A 16,778-nucleotide genomic window follows, 5' to 3' on the forward strand; every position below is an offset into this window, starting at 1 on the left:
CTCTCCTTGTAATCTAAATAATTAATTTATATAGATTAACGCAGCTCAACAGGAACGGCAAATACGATATTCTCTTCTTCACCTGGGTTTTCAACTACCTGCTTGCCGCCAAGCTCTTTTAAGCGTGCAATAACTTGTTGTACAAGCACTTCTGGCGCAGAAGCCCCCGCAGTTACTCCCACAGCGTTAGTTTCGCCAAACCACTGTGCTTCAACATTTGTTGCATCATCGATTAAATAAGCGGTTGTGCCCATTTTATCTGCAAGTTCACGTAAACGGTTAGAGTTAGAGCTGTTTTTTGCCCCCACAACTAATAACACATCTACTTTGTCTGCTAAATCACGCACAGCATCTTGACGGTTTTGTGTCGCATAGCAAATGTCATCTTTGCGCGGGCCATCAATTGCTGGGAATTTTTCGCGCAGCGCATCAATTACATCTGCAGTGTCATCTACTGAAAGCGTTGTTTGGCTACAATAAAATAGGTTATCAGCATTTTTAACGTTAAGTTTGGCAACATCTTCTGCGGTTTCTACAAGGTAAATACCACCGTCGTTATTGTCATACTGCCCCATAGTACCCTCAACTTCTGGGTGACCATGGTGACCAATTAAAATACACTCAATACCTTTACGGCTCGCACGCGTTACTTCCATATGCACTTTAGTAACTAATGGGCATGTTGCGTCAAACACTTTTAAATCGCGGCGTTTAGCTTCTGAGCGTACTGCTTGCGATACACCGTGGGCGCTAAAAATAACAATGCTGTCATCAGGTACTTGGTCTAGCTCTTCAACAAATACGGCACCACGGTTTTTTAAACCATCTACTACGTAGCGGTTATGAACGACCTCGTGGCGTACGTAAATTGGCTTTTCAAAAATATCTAAAGCGCGCTCTACTATGCTAATTGCACGGTCTACCCCTGCACAAAAGCCTCGCGGGTTCGCTAATAAAATATCCATTAGCCTTGCACCTCAATAATATCTACTTCAAACGTTAAACGTTGACCTGCTAACGGATGATTAAAATCTATAGTAACCGACTCACCTTGTACTTCGCGTACCAGTCCTGGCAGCTCAGTACCATCTGGCTGAGTAAAGGCAATAATTGCGCCGACTTTAGCTGGCGTTTCTGCACCAAATTTACTGCGTTCTACATAGTAAATATTATCTGGATTAGGTTGGCCAAAGGCGTCTTCTGGTTCTAACTCAAACGTTTTGCTTTCGCCTGCACTTAAACCTAGTAAGCACTTTTCAAAATTAGCCGTTAAGCTGCCATCACCCATCGTTAACTTGGCTGGTTTATTATGCACCTTGGTTGAGTCTGCGGCAGAGCCATCTTCTAGTTTAATAGAAAAGTGAAAAATAACCTCTGAGTTTTCACCAATTACAGCTTGGCTCATGCTTTATGCTCCTTCGGACTTTCGCCTGTAAAGGCATCAAATAATAATAATGCGGCACCAATACAAATTGCACAGTCGGCAATATTAAATACTGGAAAATGCGAGTTTTTATAAAACACATGTATAAAGTCAATTACATAACCATAAGCAACACGGTCATATAAATTACCAATAGCGCCAGCAAGCACTAACGCATAAGCACTACATAATATTTTATTTGTCGCTGGTAAACGCTTTAACCACCACACTAATAGCGTACTAATAGCAATGGCAATAAAGCTTAAAAACCAACGTTGCCAGCCACCCGCTTCACTTAAAAAGCTGTAGGCCGCTCCATAGTTATGTACGTAGGTAATACTAAAAACAGGCAGTAAATTAATCGACTCTTGATAAGCCATGGTATTTACAACAAGTGTTTTAGTGGCAAAGTCTATTACAAGCAGTAATAGACTTAACCAAAGCCACACTAAACCACTTTTTTGGGCTAGTTTGCTCACTGAGTAAAGCTCCTAAGCGAATTGACGCTTTTCACCTTCGCCGTCAACATTGCTTACACAACGACCACAAATTTCAGGGTGTGCAGGCTCTGAACCTACATCATCGCTGTAATGCCAACAACGCTCACATTTAGTTGCATCTGTGGCTACTACGCTAATGTACAAACCTTCAATTTCAGTTGTTTGTGTATCACTTGGCTGGCTATCTACTCCAGATACAGTGACCGCAGACGTTAGTAATACAAAACGTAGTTCATCACCTAATGCTGCTAACTTATCAGCCAGTGCTTTTTCGGCGTATAAGTTAACGCTTGCTTGTAACGTTGCGCCAATTACTTCTTCTTTACGGGCTGCTTCTAGTACGCGGTTTACTTCGTCACGTACATTTAGAATCGCTTGCCAGTCATCGTTGCTAAATTGGCTGTTTGTCGGTGCATGTAAACCGTCGTACCATACCGATGTAAATACGTAATCGCTACGCTCGCCCGGTAGTGCTTCCCAAATTTCTTGAGCTGTAAAACTCATAATTGGCGCCATCCAACGAGTCATTGCTTCAGCAATATGATAAAGCGCAGTTTGACAAGAACGACGTGCATGACTGTCGCTTTTTGCTGTGTACTGGCGGTCTTTAATTACATCTAAGTAGAACGAACCAAGCTCACCTGTACAGAAGTTCATTAGCTTTTGCGTTACTAATAGCATTTGGTAGCTATCGTAAGCTGCTAAAATTTCTTCTTGTAATTGGGCTGCACGGCCAACAATCCACTTATCAAGCTCAACCATATCATCAACAGCAACTTGGTCTGTTTTTGGATCAAAACCACTTAAGTTAGCTAACAAGTAACGGCTAGTGTTACGAATACGGCGGTAACGATCTGCAGAGCGTTTAAATATTTCATCCGATACCGTCATTTCGGCGGTGTAATCGGTAGAGGCTACCCATAAACGTAAAATGTCAGCGCCAAGTTTATTCATCACGTTTTGTGGTGAAATAACGTTGCCTAACGATTTTGACATTTTGCGGCCGTTTTCATCTACGGTAAAGCCGTGCGTTAGTACTTGCTTGTAAGGTGCGTGACCGTTAATAGCAACTGAGGTCATCATTGATGACATAAACCAACCACGGTGCTGATCAGAACCTTCTAGGTATAAATCGGCTGGGCCAACTAACTCTTCACGTGCATCAACAACACACGCATGTGTTACGCCCGAATCAAACCATACATCTAACGTATCTTGTACTTTCATGTATTGCTTGGCATCTTCTTCGCCTAACAAGGTGGCAGGCTCTAGGTCATACCATGCTTGAATGCCTGATTTTTCTACCAGCTCTGCAGCTTGCTCAATAAGCGCTTGCGTATTTGGGTGTAAAGCACCAGTGTCTTTATCAACAAATAAAGCAATTGGCACACCCCAAGTACGTTGGCGTGAAATACACCAATCTGGGCGACCTTCAACCATGTTCGCAATGCGGCTTTCGCCCCACTCTGGCAACCATTGGGTGTTTTTAATTTCGCTTAACGAGTCTTGACGTAAGTTAGCCTGATCCATGCTTACAAACCACTGCGGTGTAGCACGGAAAATAATAGGCGTTTTGTGGCGCCAACAATGCGGGTAGCTATGCGTAAGCGCATGATGATGCATTAAAGCACCGCGCTCTGTTAGTACGTCAATTACACTGGCATTTGCTTTAAATACATGCTGACCAGCAAATAATTCTGTATCAGGCAGGTAAACGCCATTCGCGCCCACAGGGTTTGCTACTTCAAGATTGTAATTTAAGCCTGCCGCGAAATCTTCTTGACCATGGCCTGGCGCGGTATGTACCACACCCGTACCTGAGTCAGTAGTAACATGGTCTGCTACAATTACCGGTACATCAAAATCGTAAAATGGGTGAGCAACGTGTAAGTTTTCAAGTGCTGCACCTTTAACATAACCTAGTACGTGGAAATGATTAAAGCCATAACGGTCCATTGCATCTTTAACAAGCTCTGAGCCTAAAATTAAACGTTGCTGTGAGCCTTCATCATCTACTTGTACTAAGGCGTACTCTAAATCTGCATGCACTGCTACCGCACGGTTAGCGGGTAAGGTCCACGGCGTTGTAGTCCAAATAACAGTACCTACACTGCCTTGGCCTGTATGGCCATCGGCTAAATCAAAGGCATTAACAACCGCGTCTTGATCTGCAAATGTAAAACGTACGTCAATCGCTGGAGATTGCTTATCTTGGTACTCTACTTCGGCCTCTGCTAATGCAGAACCACAGTCTGTACACCAATGCACAGGCTTTGCACCTTTATGAAGGTGGCCATTTTTAATAATACGACCTAGCACGCGAATAGCGTTTGCTTCAAAGTCATAGTTCATTGTTAAGTAAGGTTTGTCCCAATCGCCAAACACACCTAAACGTTTAAAGTCTACTTTTTGACCTTCAACTTGCTTTTTAGCGTAAGCACGGCATTTTTCACGAAACTCGCTCGCGGTTACTTTAACGCCTGGCTTGCCTACTTTTTTCTCAACCATTAACTCAATTGGCAAACCATGACAGTCCCAACCAGGCACATAAGGTGCATCAAAGTCAGATAAAGTTTTAGACTTAACAATTATGTCTTTTAAAATTTTATTTACTGAGTGGCCTAAATGGATATCGCCGTTTGCATACGGAGGGCCGTCATGCAAAATAAAGGTCTTTTTACCTTTTTTAGCGCTGCGAATTTGACCGTACAGGTCGTCTTCATACCATGCTTTAAGCATTTTTGGTTCACGTTGTGCCAAATTGCCACGCATTGGAAACTGTGTTTCCGGTAAATTCAAAGTATGTTTGTAGTCGCTCATTAATCCTACTTTCCGTATCTATCGGCTACCTAATTTAAACCAAAACACTGTTTTGCGGCGGCAACATCGGTTGCAATTTGTGCCGTTAACTGTGTTAATGTCTCGAATTTTTTCTCATCGCGAAGTTTTTTTATTAACTCCACGTGCATAAACTGTCCATATATATCTTGTGCAAAGTCAAAAAGATGAACTTCTAACAAAGCACGAGTTCCATTAAAAGTGGGCTTGTTACCAATATTGGCTACCCCATAAACGTGTTTCCCGGCAATGTTTGCTTTTACGGCAAACACCCCATTTACAGGGCAAACTTGGCGTTTAAGCGCTATATTTGCAGTTCGAAAACCAAGCTCTCGCCCTCTTTTCCAACCATGTATTACACGCCCTGAAATAGCATAATTATGCCCTAGCATTAACTTAGCATTTTCTAAGTCGCCTGCGGCTAATGCTTCACGTATTAGTGTGCTGCTTACTCTAGCATTTAATTGGCGAAAACTCGCGGTGCTTTTTACATCCATGCCCGCTTGTTTGCCCATACTGAGCAGTAAATTAAAATTCCCTTGGCGCTGTTTACCAAATTTAAAATCATCACCTACTGTGAGTGCTTTAACGCCTAGCTTTTTAATTAAAATATCACTAACAAATTGCTCAGCGTGCATATTGGCAAATTGTTGGTTAAAGCTAATACAAATAACCCGCTCAATACCTAAGTTACTTAGTAATCTGAGTTTGTCGCGTAACCGAGTAAGCCGAGCTGGCGCATTGTTTTTAGCAAAAAACTCTTGCGGCTGCGGCTCAAATAACATCACAGTACTGGGTAAGTTATGTGCTTTGGCATCCGCTAACAGCCCTTTTAACACTTCGCCATGGCCTAAATGCACACCGTCAAAATTACCAATAGTCAACACACAACCATAATGCTGCGCTCGAATATTGTGTATACCTCTAATTAACTCCATGCCACCTAATGCCTTTTTCAGCGAGTATTATTAACGACTTTAAAATCGTTCAAAACCACAGGGCTGCCGATTATAATCTTTTTTTTAGTTTGATTCAGTAGTTGCTACACTTTTTATCGTATTTAGTCTTACACCAAGTAAAAACAGCACCGCAAAGTAACTTATTGCAGCAATTACTAGCAATACAATTAACAACATTACTTGCTCAGAAAAATGCCATGTAGCCCAATAATAACGGCTGCTGACGTACCACGTTAAAGCGCCCATTACCAAGCTTGCCACAATGCACTTTACGCTAAAGCGCAGGCTCATTGCAGAAAACTGATACACGTTTTCTTTTTTAAGTTGCCTGTAAAGTAAAAAAGCATTGCAGCTGGCCGACATAGACGTTGCTAAAGCAAGCCCTAAATATCCTATAAACGGGGCTAACATAATATTAAATACCATATTAAGCACCAGCGTAATAATACCAATGCGCACAGGTGTTTTGGTATCTTGGCGCGAGTAAAAACCCGGCGCTAATACTTTAATAAGCATAAAGCTAACTAACCCTACCGAGTAGGCAACCACCCCTAAGCTTACCGCTTTAACATGATCAACATCAGCGTCTTTAAATGCACCGTGATCAAATAGCACAGTAATGATAAGCGGGCTTATAATCATTAAACCAACCATGGCGGGTATGCCTAAAAAAATCACAAAACGCACACCCCAATCTAACGTATGCTGAAAATCACTGAGCTTTTTACTGCTATGCAATTTAGAAAGTGCGGGTAAAATAACAGTGGCAATACCAATACCAAATAAACCAAGTGGAAACTCAATTAACCTATCTGAGTAATAAAGCCATGCGATAGAGCCCGTCATTAATAGCGAGGCAATCATGGTGTCGAGCAGGAGGTTAATTTGGCTTATTGAAACACCAAATAATGCCGGTAGCATAAGCTTACGCACTTTTTTAACGTTCTCGTCTTGCCACGCCCAACGAGGACGTGCCAGCATTTTTGCTCGGTATAAAAATGGTAACTGAAACAACAATTGCACCACCCCGCCCACAAATACACCAATAGCTAACGCATACGCCCCCACGCTAAATTTGTCGTGCAATAAAATGGCGCAGGTAATAATTGAAACATTAAGTAATACGGGCGTAAAAGCAGCCACTGCAAAGCGGTTATACACATTCATTACTGCACCGCTAAGTGCTACCAAACTAACAAATAACAAATACGGAAAAGTTAACTTTAATAAGGAGCTTGCCAGCACAAACTTTTCTGCATTAGGGCCACCTTGCCACCAATCTATAAACCAGCCAGTACCAAATAACGCGGCAATAACAGGCGAGGCAATAACGCCAAAAATAGTCACGCAAAGCAAAATAGTGCCCAGCGTACCGGCAGCCTGTGCTACAAATAACTTAACTTTATCATCGCCATGGTGTTCTTTAATTTCGCTAAGTACAGGCACAAATGCCTGAGCAAAAGCCCCCTCAGCAAATAGTCGGCGTAAAAAATTGGGAATACGGTTAGCAAACAAAAAAACATCAGCAGCTGCACTAGCACCTAATAAGTTTGCAACGACAGCGTCTCGTACTAACCCTAAAATACGCGATATCATTGTCATACAACTTACAATCATACCGGAGCGAAATAATCCTTTTGACACCTTAAACCTACTTAAAAACCTTTAGTTAGCGCAATTATGCCACAGTCTTTTTTATAAATCGCTTTAAAGCACTAGGCTGGGCGTCTGTGCTTTGTTACAATAGCGATATTAACTGCTAAAGCGGCAAATTGATGTTCGTTATAAGGAGCAGTTTTTCTTGAGTTGTTAAATTTAAATTGACATTCATGATAAAAACAGGCATATTCCACGGCCTTTAATTTAAGCTTTATTTAAGATTGTTAGGAGCAAACCTTGGCTAACATCAAGTCTGCAAAAAAACGCGCTATCACTAGCGAAAAAAACCGTCAGCACAACGCAAGCCGTCGTTCAATGATGCGTACTTACTTCAAAAAAGTAACCGCTGCTATTGAAGCTGGCGATAAAGAAGCTGCACAGCAAGCTTTCTCTGTTGCTACACCTATCCTAGACCGTTACGCAACTAAGGGTCTAATTCATAAAAACAAAGCAGCTCGTCATAAGAGCCGTTTAGCAGCTAAAATTAAAGCGCTATAATTTGTTTTATGATTAAAAAACCGGCCTAGGCCGGTTTTTTTATATCTAAAATTTGGTATTTAGCAATCCGCTAAACTTTAAGCTAATTTAACGCATTACTATTAAAGCTGGTTAAACGTTTTCCAAATCGGGATAAAACTTTTTCAACATGGCCGCAATTTTTTTAGGCGTAAATGGCTTAACCACAAATCCTTTAGCACCTTTATCGATGGCTTCTTTAACATTTTCTACTGCAGAATGGGCCGACACCATCACCACATTAGTTTCAGGGTTAATATCATTAATTTGCGCGATTAACTCTTTACCATCGCCGTCAGGCAGTTCAATATCTAAAAAAATCATATTGTAATTAGCTGATTGGCATTCGCTAATGCATTGTTTAGCCGTTGAAGCCTCTTTAACGTTTTCTATTCCTAAGTGCATGAGCGTTTGGCTCAAAAAACTACGCACTGTGCTAACATCATCTACTATTAAAATTGATAGCTGCGTATCCATGTATCTTCCTCGTAGGCTAAAAGCATTGTATAAGTTATTATATAACTAGATATTTAATCATTTTATTATAGAGACCTACGCTCAAAAGGCCAGATTTGCTTTATGTCAAACAACACAAAAAAACAATCATTGCTTGGTAAAACACCACAAAAAAGAAAAACCCCTGTAAAAAAGCCCCGCAATAGGCCGCAAACAGCACCGCAATCTTCAGCTAACCCAACATCAACCCCAGCAGAGCAGCCTGTAAAGTCTAAAAAAGGGTTACTTATTACGCTGGCTATCATTTTTGCTGTAGCCATTATTTTTCCAAAACCAACTTTGCTCACCTATAAAAAATTAGGGTTAGTGAGCGAAAGTATTTATTGGTCTGGGGTCTTTGGGTATGGCCGTACATTACTTGATTCAAACTTACACCCGCAGCTAGACGAGAAGCGCAATGCCCTTTATTTATGCGCAGATATGAAGGCGCCGCAAAGCTGTCAAAAGTACCAACTAATAAAAAATAATGGCTTTTTTGCAGCACTAGCTAGCTATATTTAGCATTAAAAAAACTAATCTGAAAATTTAAAATTACTTGGTTGAAAGGTGTGCAAAAGATCAACATAATGGCGCTCCTTTTTTCAACAACTGAACTATTGAAACGACCATGCTAAACGAGCTAGATTGGCTTTTAAACACTGTATTACTTGCACTAGGTTTAGGTGCATTCTTTATTAACCACATAACAATACTGCGTGTTGCAGCGATTAGTGCATGTGGTCTGTTATTTTTGTCTTTTAGCTTGGATTTAATGTCGTCGAGTGTTATTTCGAATATGAGTTTAGTGTTGATCAATACATTTTACTTGTTCAAGGTATATACGTTTGGACAATTTAATGTAACTCAGAGTTAACATTTCCCCTTAGAATATTTTATAGCCCAGCCTTGCTGGGCTTTTTTATTTGAAAAAATTAAAAGGCTTGGGGAACAGATTGAACTAAGATAAAATTTATCTCGTATTAATCCTTATTTAGGTCTTACTATGTCTTTATCTGATTTCGATTTATTTTTATCTTCTATGGAAGATGTAAAACCTATAAACCACGATACTGTAACTCCCCTTGCAAGTAATCCCAGTGCCACCCTTGCCCAACAAGAAAAACGCAAAGCTGCCGAGCTTAGCCTTGCGAATGACGAAAATTACTTACAATCTGAGCATGTAGAGCTTTTAGACCCGCATGCATTACTCAGTTTTAAAAAAGATGGCGTACAAAGCGCAGTATTTAAAAACTTACGCTTAGCTAAATACCAAGTTGATGCCACATTAGATTTGCATGGCCAATTACTTAAAAACGCACGCACAACATTATTTAACTTTATTACTGATTGCCACCAGCGAAACATTCGCGTTGTACTAGTTCGCCATGGCATTGGTATAAAAAATAAAGCTAAGCCCGGTATACTAAAGAGCTATGTTAATAAGTGGCTACAGGCTCTACCCGCGGTATTAGCGTATCATACCGCTTTAAAGCACCATGGTGGCAGTGGCGCAACATATGTGTTGCTTAAAAAAAGTGATGAGAAAAAGCATGAAAACCGAGAGATCCATGCTAAACGGTACTAATTAACTTATTTTACTAAATACCAGTAACGAAGCGCACTTTAGTAATTAAATGGCCTAATGAAAGGTGGGTACTCTTTAATGATCTGGCTTTATTAAGCCAAAAACAAATTAATAGAGTCCACTTTTTATAATTTGCCTGCAAATGCACTTATTCACTTTGTGAAGTTTGTGAACTTTTGCTTTGTGGCACTTGATCGGCACTTGCTTGGTTAAACCAAGCAGACACGCCTAGCACTATAATAGAAACCACTACTAAACTTAGTTTTACTCCGCCTTGACTTGATTTCATACGTTACTCTTATTATTTTTATTGTAGTGACTAAACTTCACAATAATTAAAATTACAAATGTTAACAAGCTGTTTGTTAAACTGTTTTGCTATCTATTAATAACCTTTTGTTCTATTAACCCGATTATTTAATGTAAGGCCGCTTTTTAGGCGATTAATATTTTCTGCAATTTGCGCTGTTACGCTATTTAAATCAGATAACGCGGCGCAGTGTGGTGTAATCGTTATGTTAGCGTTATGCCAAAATGGGTGGTCTTGCGGTAGCGGCTCTTGGGTAAATACATCGAGCGTGGCAGCCCTTAACATTTCACTGTTAAGTGCGTTTATTAAATCTTGCTCTACTAGGTGCTCTCCTCTGGCAACGTTAATTACACACGCATGGGCCGGTAACTTAGCTAATAAATCGGCATTAATAATACCCTTAGTATCTTTTGTTAGCGGCAGTAGGCATACCAAGTAGTCAATTGTAGGCAGCATTTCATTAAGGCCTTGCTGCTGAGAATATAGATGCACCTGCTCATCACTTTTTTCAGTTTTTGACCAAGCGCTTACCGTAAAGCCATTCAGGGTTAGTTTTTTGGCGCACGCTTTACCTAGCTCACCAAACCCTAAAATACCCACGTGATTATATTTATATGCGCGCTTAGGTTTATAATTGCATTGTGATTGCTTAACAAAATACTCTTTTAAACGCAGCTTGTGCGCAAGTACATGGCCTAGCACGTACTCTGCCATATCTTGAGCAAGCTCAGTATCAACAATGCGAACCACGTCTACCTTTTTAGGCAATAAAGACATATTAATACTATCTACACCCGCTCCAAACGATGACACCGCTTTTAAGTTAGGTAATTGCTGCCACAAATCATCTGGTGCATTCCAGGCTAATACAAACTCTACATTGTTGAGCTTTTTACACTCTGGCCATTGCATTATCTCTTCATTGGGTAATAGCTCTTTTAGCTTTGCAATTAGCTTTGTATTATCTCGCCCGGTAATGGCTACTAATACCGACATAGAAGCTCCTAATTTTATTAAATAAATTTTATCTACACTAATAAACAACTGAGCAGCTCGTTATGTGCTCTTTAAAAAGTCACACAACTGCAAAGTAACTGTCACACCCTTTTTTTACTCTAAACAGGATGGCGAATAGGCCAAATTGTAAATGAGGTTAATATGATAAGCGTTGATAAAGTAATAGCAGCAAACTTACCACAATTAGAGAACTCCCCTAAAGTAAAAGGTTTAGTTAAAAAGGGGCTAGGCTACTTATTACATGAACAAGAATTTGTCGCCTTTGGCGATGCTTACCCCCATTTACAAGGGCTAGAGTTTGTTGAACAAGTGCTTGATGAGCTTGACTTTGATACCCGCTACAAACCAAAACAAATTGAAAACATACCCAGCGAAGGTAAGTTGGTTATTGTGGCTAACCATCCCATTGGCTCGCTCGACGCACTTGCGCTGATAAAAGTACTTTCCAGCGTTAGGCAAGATTTAAAAGTGGTTGCCAATCGCATGCTAATGTCGGTCACCCCTATGCATTCATTGCTGTTGCCAGTAGATAATTTATCGGGAACCAGTAAAAAACAAGAATTAAGTAATATACAAAGACACTTAAAAGATGAAGGTGCGTTACTTATTTTTCCTGCGGGAGAGGTCTCGCGTTTAAGCCCTACCGGTATTAAAGATTGCAAGTGGAACAGTGGCTTTTTACGCATGGCTAAAAAAGCAAACAGCCCTGTTTTACCTATTTATATAAAGGCCAAAAACAGCCCGCTTTTTTATGGCACCTCAATGATTTACAAACCACTTGCGAGCTTATTATTAGTAAAAGAAATGTTTAAGCAGCGACAAAAGTCATTAGAGTTTGAAATTGGTGCTTCCATTCCGCCTGAGTCATATTTAATCGAAAACTTAAAAGATAAAGAAATCGTTAATCTCATTCGCAAGCAACTTTATCGCCTTACCACTAAAAAGCCCCTTCCCCTTAAAACCCAAACTCCTATTGCAATACCTGAGTGCCGCAAAGAGCTTAAAAAAGCCATAGAGAGTTGTCAGTTATTAGGCAAAACACAAGATGGCATGCATATTCATTTATACCAGTACACTGGCAGCTCTCCAGTGTTTAGAGAGCTTGGACGACTGAGAGAAATTGCCTTTAGAGCGGTAGGTGAAGGCAGCGGAAAACGCCGCGACATCGACAAATATGATATGGATTATCAACACTTAGTGCTGTGGGATCCTACGCAGCTAGAATTAGTGGGTGCATATCGCCTTGCTTGTGCAAAGGAAATAATAGAGAAACATGGCCGAGAAGGCTTATACACCGATAGTTTATTTAGTTACACACAAGCAATGAAACCGTATTTAGAGCAAGGTATAGAACTTGGCCGCAGCTTTGTGCAACCTAAATATTGGGGGCGTAAAAGCTTAGACTACTTATGGTACGGTATTGGCGCATTTATTAAAAACTACCCGCAATATCGTTACTTATTTGGCGCGGTGAGCGTTTCTAACGCCTTACCTGAACAAGCAAAAGCCATGCTCGTGCATTACTATCAACATTATTATAAATCAGAGCAACACCTCGCCACCCCAAATAACGAGTTTAAATTAAGCGAGCAACAACTCACTCAGTGTAAAACTGTTTTTAGTGGCAACGATGTAAAAGAAGACTTTGTAGAATTAAAACATGTACTGGCCAATATGGGGGCACAAGTTCCTACGCTATTTAAGCAATATACTGAGCTGTGCAAGCCTGGCGGCGTAAAGTTTTTAAGCTTTAGTATCGACCCCGACTTTAACAACTGTATTGATGGGTTAGTGCTGGTAGATTTACAAAACGTAAAAGAAAATAAAGCCAAGCGCTATTTAGGTTAGGGCGTGTTGAACTTTACGGATTGAAATTTGTTCAATCTAGGGGCGATTTAATCGCGGCGCGAGGTTTGTAACCTAGTGGGCTAAGTAAAAACCGAGCAACAAAGAGTTTATCGCCCCTAGGCAGAACCCGAAGGGCAGCGCATGTTTGGCATTTATGCTGCGTTATCGCCTATTTATGGGGAATAACCACACTTCATAGGCTCTGCCTTGCCTAAAAACCAAACATACTGCTGCAAACTCAATCATTAAAGATCAACACGCCCTACTCAAACAAACAGCGAGGTGATTCTCGCTGTTTATTTTTATTGGGCGATTACTATGTATGGCTAAAAATTCGCGCTAATAAGTCTGTGTAAATGGCCTCAATTTTAAGTAAATCATCAACCGGAACATGTTCGTTTACCTGATGAATGGTACTATTTTTAACTCCGCATTCAATAACTTGGGTATGCTGGTTTGCAAAAAATCGGCCATCAGAAGTACCGCCACTGGTACTTAACATGGGGTAACTCCCTGTTTGCGCATAAATGGTGTGCTCTAACTGCTGCAATAAACTCCACCCGTTTGTTGGTGGCGTATAATAGGGCTCACACGCTCGCTCCCATTCAATCTCAAGGTGTTGAGCGTATTCACTCAGCGCCGCTGATATAAAGTGCTTTATTGCATTGCTTGTATAACCATGGCTATATCGCACATTAAAGGTAATTTCGCATTCACTAGGCACTAAATTATCAACAACATTATTTATATTAATGCCGGTCACTTGCAAGGTGGTTTTAGAGCTTGGCTCATCGTCAGGCCATGTTAAATTACTTAAACAATTTACAATATTACCCGCAATATGCGCAGCATTTATAGTGGTCTGTGGGTAGGCAACATGTCCGGCCTTGCCGTGTACTTTTATACGAGAAGAAATAGCGCCTCGGCGACCATTTTTAATTGTATCGCCTACGTGTGTAGAGCTTGTCGGCTCACCAACAATACAGCCATCAAGCTGTATATTATTTTTTGCTAAACGCGCGGCTATTACCTCTGAGCCAAATACGGCCTCTCCTTCCTCATCGGAGGTAATAAGCCAGTAAAAACGCCCTTTTTTACTTTTAGTCTCTTTTAATAGTGCCTTAGTAGCACCAAGCATAGCCGCCACGCCGCCTTTCATATCGGCAGCGCCGCGACCATACACGGCACTATTAATAATATTGCCGGCGAAAGGCGGGCTTAGCCAATTGCCCGACTCTGCGGGCACAACATCAATATGCCCAGAAAACGCAACACATGGCCCTTCTTGTTCAAAACTAACGTAGGCAATTAAATTGGTAACGCCTTCACAAATAAACTGCTCACAGTTAAAGCCAAGCGCAGTTAACTCATTGCTAAGCCAATCTATGGCACCGCCTTGATTAGGCGTTACAGACTCAAACCTAATAAGCGTTTGCGTATTTTTTACCACCGCGCTTAAAGGTTTACTTACACTGTTTTGCGATACTTTTGCAACAGACATAACAACACACTCAATAACCATAAGAGAGATTATTAAAGCGCGAGAATATGACCAAATAATGGCAAAGTTAATACAGTGCGATGACCGTTAAATACATAGCTGTGTCAATTAATTAAAATACTTTTTGCACTGACTTTAATCTAAATCAAGAAAAGGGTTCAGATACTTCAAACATTTTTGAAACTTTGATCTAGAACAGGTTTTCAACGCTCGGAGATTGTAATAATAGCGTCAATCAAAAAGTAGTTATTGGAGCACAACATGAAAACCCAAATCAGCATTGCATTACTTACCTCTTTACTTGCTATTACCCCTGCGGCACACGCTAACCTTAGCGTTAATGTTGGCGCTATTAATGTAAATCCAGATAACAGCAGCTCGGCAATTAACGAAGCGCCAACCCTGGGTCTAAAAGGCGACTCTGACACGCAGCTAGGTATTACAATCGATTATGCATTTAACGATAAGTGGGTGGTAGAGCTTATTGCCGCTACACCGTTTTCGCACGATGTAAATGGCGCAGGTGGGTTAGCTGGCAATAAAATTGCCGACATCAAACAGCTTCCGCCATCATTGGTTGCGCAATACCACTTTTTAGATACAAGTTACGCGCTACGCCTGTTTATTGGTGTAGGGTTAAATTACACCACCTTTTTTGACGAGCAGCCTTCTCAAGCGCTAAAAGCAACCCTAGGCACTGACGATGTTGAAGTAAAACTCGATGATTCGTTTGGCTTTATTGCACAAGTAGGCGCTAACTATAAAATCGATCAACATTGGGGGCTACATGCCATGGTATCAATGATTGATATAGATACCGATGCCACAGTGTATGCAAACGGTGCAAAAGCCCTTACATCAACCGTTGAGCTTGACCCTGTCGTTGCCATGTTTGGTGTAAGGTATAGCTTTTAATTAAGTTTGCAGCGCCTATGTTCTATGTGTTTAAGGCCGAAAGGCCTTATTTTATGAAAATTATTTAGGAAGGTTATTCACCTTTTTTTGCTCAAGCATTTCTTTCCAGTGCATAATTTCGCTTGGTAAAATAGGCGCTACACCATCAAACTCGGCTACTTCAAGCATTTCTTCAATACTGACAATGCCTTTTTTGTTTTTAAACACACCGCGCACATACGCTATAGCGTGCAGGCCACGCGCAGAATGAAACTTTTGTTCAATGTAAAAATATTTATGATCCCACCCCACCAGCTTGGTACTAATGGTATAACGCTGCATAGGTTTAATATCGCGAATATAAGTTATGGCTGTAGCATTAACAATAGGAAACCAACGGCGCTTCATTACTTGTTTTAATAGACCAATTCGCTCAATCATCCAAGTGCGCGACAAGTCCATCATAGCCAAATAACGCGAGTTTGTTAGATGCAGGTTTATATCGCAGTCTGTTGGCAGTGCTTTGTAATCAATATCAACAGTATCAAGTAACTGTTGGTAGTCGCGGTTGCGCTTAATTTTAAAAAATAATAAAAGAAGTCTAATATATAAGTTCACGAGAAGGTCTTACCAGTATAAAGTTAACTCAGTGTAACATAGCCACTTGTTAAGGCGAATGTTCTGTTTTAATCTCAAATTATAAATATAAAAAAGTCATAGTATGAAATATAAATTAGCGACACTTTTCACAACCAGTTTATTATGCATTAGCACCTGCGCACTAGCCGATTTTACAATTAAAGGCCCAGGTACGGTAACTTACCCAACAGGTATAGAAAAAACCTTTAATTTTGGCTTTGCATGGCAGCAGCAGCTTGGCAAATTTTCGATAGGTAGCAAAAGCTACGATATGTCGCAATTACCTAACTCATACTCGGTAGCAATCACTTTAGCTAAAGACGATAGCCAAGTGTGGGTACAAGAGTTTAATAATGGCTTTATTGAAGCGTTTGATTGGCAAATAGGTAAACATACTGTCAGTTTAAAAAAGCAGCAATTTAAAGACCCCGTAAAAGGCAATTACGTGATTGAGCTGAATGGCCGCAGTTACTTTTTTACTCGTAATAACGCAAGCATAGTGATTAATTTTGATGAAAATGGCATAGAAACTATCGCCATTGATGGGGTTACTAAAAACATGGGCACTAAGAGCTAGTGCCCAGTAAGCCGGCT

The 16,778-nt window shown here is 40.6% G+C and carries 18 protein-coding genes; 7 read left to right on the top strand and 11 right to left on the bottom strand.

Translation table 11 applies throughout. The annotated features are described in order from the left end of the window. Positions 1 to 35: 35 nt before the first annotated feature. From ispH to murJ, 6 genes are all read right to left on the bottom strand, one after another. On the bottom strand, positions 36 to 965 hold the full coding sequence (ispH, locus tag MTN96_RS10530; RefSeq protein ID WP_029774112.1) for a 4-hydroxy-3-methylbut-2-enyl diphosphate reductase: 930 nt from the start codon (positions 963 to 965) through the stop codon (positions 36 to 38). Continuing rightward, the gene (gene fkpB, locus MTN96_RS10535; protein ID WP_004588360.1) at positions 965 to 1,405 is read right to left on the bottom strand and encodes an FKBP-type peptidyl-prolyl cis-trans isomerase; all 441 of its coding nucleotides are present in this window, start codon (positions 1,403 to 1,405) and stop codon (positions 965 to 967) included. The genes ispH and fkpB overlap by 1 nt, the downstream gene beginning before the upstream one ends. Next, positions 1,402 to 1,902, bottom strand: a complete 501-nt coding sequence (lspA, locus tag MTN96_RS10540) for a signal peptidase II (RefSeq protein WP_024032275.1) — start codon at positions 1,900 to 1,902, stop codon at positions 1,402 to 1,404. Before lspA ends, fkpB begins: the two co-directional genes overlap by 4 nt. 12 nt (positions 1,903 to 1,914) lie before the next feature. Then, positions 1,915 to 4,743, bottom strand: coding sequence for an isoleucine--tRNA ligase (gene ileS, locus MTN96_RS10545; protein WP_248531522.1), 2,829 nt, complete (start codon positions 4,741 to 4,743; stop codon positions 1,915 to 1,917). Positions 4,744 to 4,772: 29 nt separating this feature from the next. Further along, positions 4,773 to 5,699: a bifunctional riboflavin kinase/FAD synthetase gene (gene ribF, locus MTN96_RS10550; protein ID WP_004588357.1), complete on the bottom strand. Its 927-nt coding sequence runs from the start codon at positions 5,697 to 5,699 to the stop codon at positions 4,773 to 4,775. Between the two features lie 84 nt (positions 5,700 to 5,783). Next, complete coding sequence (gene murJ / locus MTN96_RS10555; RefSeq protein ID WP_055253146.1) at positions 5,784 to 7,322, bottom strand: murein biosynthesis integral membrane protein MurJ; 1,539 nt, start codon at positions 7,320 to 7,322, stop codon at positions 5,784 to 5,786. A 294-nt stretch (positions 7,323 to 7,616) separates the two neighbouring features. On the opposite strand from murJ, the gene rpsT reads away from it, so the two are divergent. Further along, complete coding sequence (gene rpsT, locus MTN96_RS10560; protein ID WP_004588355.1) at positions 7,617 to 7,877, top strand: 30S ribosomal protein S20; 261 nt, start codon at positions 7,617 to 7,619, stop codon at positions 7,875 to 7,877. 111 nt (positions 7,878 to 7,988) lie between these two features. Here the strand turns inward: rpsT and MTN96_RS10565 are convergent, their stop codons facing one another. Beyond that, positions 7,989 to 8,372, bottom strand: coding sequence for a response regulator (locus tag MTN96_RS10565; RefSeq protein ID WP_248531524.1), 384 nt, complete (start codon positions 8,370 to 8,372; stop codon positions 7,989 to 7,991). 102 nt (positions 8,373 to 8,474) lie between these two features. On the opposite strand from MTN96_RS10565, the gene MTN96_RS10570 reads away from it, so the two are divergent. From MTN96_RS10570 to smrA, 3 genes are all read left to right on the top strand, one after another. After that, the gene (locus MTN96_RS10570; protein WP_248531525.1) at positions 8,475 to 8,912 is read left to right on the top strand and encodes a hypothetical protein; all 438 of its coding nucleotides are present in this window, start codon (positions 8,475 to 8,477) and stop codon (positions 8,910 to 8,912) included. Between the two features lie 106 nt (positions 8,913 to 9,018). After that, positions 9,019 to 9,264, top strand: coding sequence for a hypothetical protein (locus tag MTN96_RS10575; RefSeq protein WP_083901815.1), 246 nt, complete (start codon positions 9,019 to 9,021; stop codon positions 9,262 to 9,264). A 129-nt stretch (positions 9,265 to 9,393) separates the two neighbouring features. Then, positions 9,394 to 9,975 (top strand): DNA endonuclease SmrA, encoded by a 582-nt coding sequence (gene smrA / locus MTN96_RS10580; RefSeq protein ID WP_024032280.1) that lies wholly within the window; start codon positions 9,394 to 9,396, stop codon positions 9,973 to 9,975. Between the two features lie 148 nt (positions 9,976 to 10,123). On the opposite strand, the gene MTN96_RS10585 is transcribed toward smrA, so the two are convergent. Both MTN96_RS10585 and MTN96_RS10590 read right to left on the bottom strand, forming a co-directional pair. Continuing rightward, the gene (locus tag MTN96_RS10585; RefSeq protein WP_024032281.1) at positions 10,124 to 10,264 is read right to left on the bottom strand and encodes a hypothetical protein; all 141 of its coding nucleotides are present in this window, start codon (positions 10,262 to 10,264) and stop codon (positions 10,124 to 10,126) included. 96 nt (positions 10,265 to 10,360) lie between these two features. Next, the gene (locus tag MTN96_RS10590) at positions 10,361 to 11,281 is read right to left on the bottom strand and encodes a glyoxylate/hydroxypyruvate reductase A (protein ID WP_248531527.1); all 921 of its coding nucleotides are present in this window, start codon (positions 11,279 to 11,281) and stop codon (positions 10,361 to 10,363) included. A 162-nt stretch (positions 11,282 to 11,443) separates the two neighbouring features. Between MTN96_RS10590 and MTN96_RS10595 the strand changes: the two genes are divergently transcribed. Next, positions 11,444 to 13,150, top strand: coding sequence for a lysophospholipid acyltransferase family protein (locus tag MTN96_RS10595; RefSeq protein WP_248531529.1), 1,707 nt, complete (start codon positions 11,444 to 11,446; stop codon positions 13,148 to 13,150). 316 nt (positions 13,151 to 13,466) lie between these two features. On the opposite strand, the gene dapE is transcribed toward MTN96_RS10595, so the two are convergent. Then, a complete protein-coding gene (gene dapE, locus MTN96_RS10600; protein ID WP_248531531.1) occupies positions 13,467 to 14,651 on the bottom strand; it encodes a succinyl-diaminopimelate desuccinylase in 1,185 nt (394 codons plus the stop codon). Positions 14,652 to 14,912: 261 nt separating this feature from the next. On the opposite strand from dapE, the gene MTN96_RS10605 reads away from it, so the two are divergent. Further along, positions 14,913 to 15,566 (top strand): OmpW family protein, encoded by a 654-nt coding sequence (locus MTN96_RS10605; protein ID WP_248531533.1) that lies wholly within the window; start codon positions 14,913 to 14,915, stop codon positions 15,564 to 15,566. A 60-nt stretch (positions 15,567 to 15,626) separates the two neighbouring features. Here the strand turns inward: MTN96_RS10605 and MTN96_RS10610 are convergent, their stop codons facing one another. Continuing rightward, on the bottom strand, positions 15,627 to 16,163 hold the full coding sequence (locus MTN96_RS10610) for a thioesterase family protein (protein ID WP_004588346.1): 537 nt from the start codon (positions 16,161 to 16,163) through the stop codon (positions 15,627 to 15,629). Between the two features lie 103 nt (positions 16,164 to 16,266). On the opposite strand from MTN96_RS10610, the gene MTN96_RS10615 reads away from it, so the two are divergent. Next, positions 16,267 to 16,761: a hypothetical protein gene (locus MTN96_RS10615; protein WP_054983023.1), complete on the top strand. Its 495-nt coding sequence runs from the start codon at positions 16,267 to 16,269 to the stop codon at positions 16,759 to 16,761. The last annotated feature ends 17 nt before the right edge of the window (positions 16,762 to 16,778 follow it).

The organism is Pseudoalteromonas sp. 2CM28B, assembly GCF_023161935.1.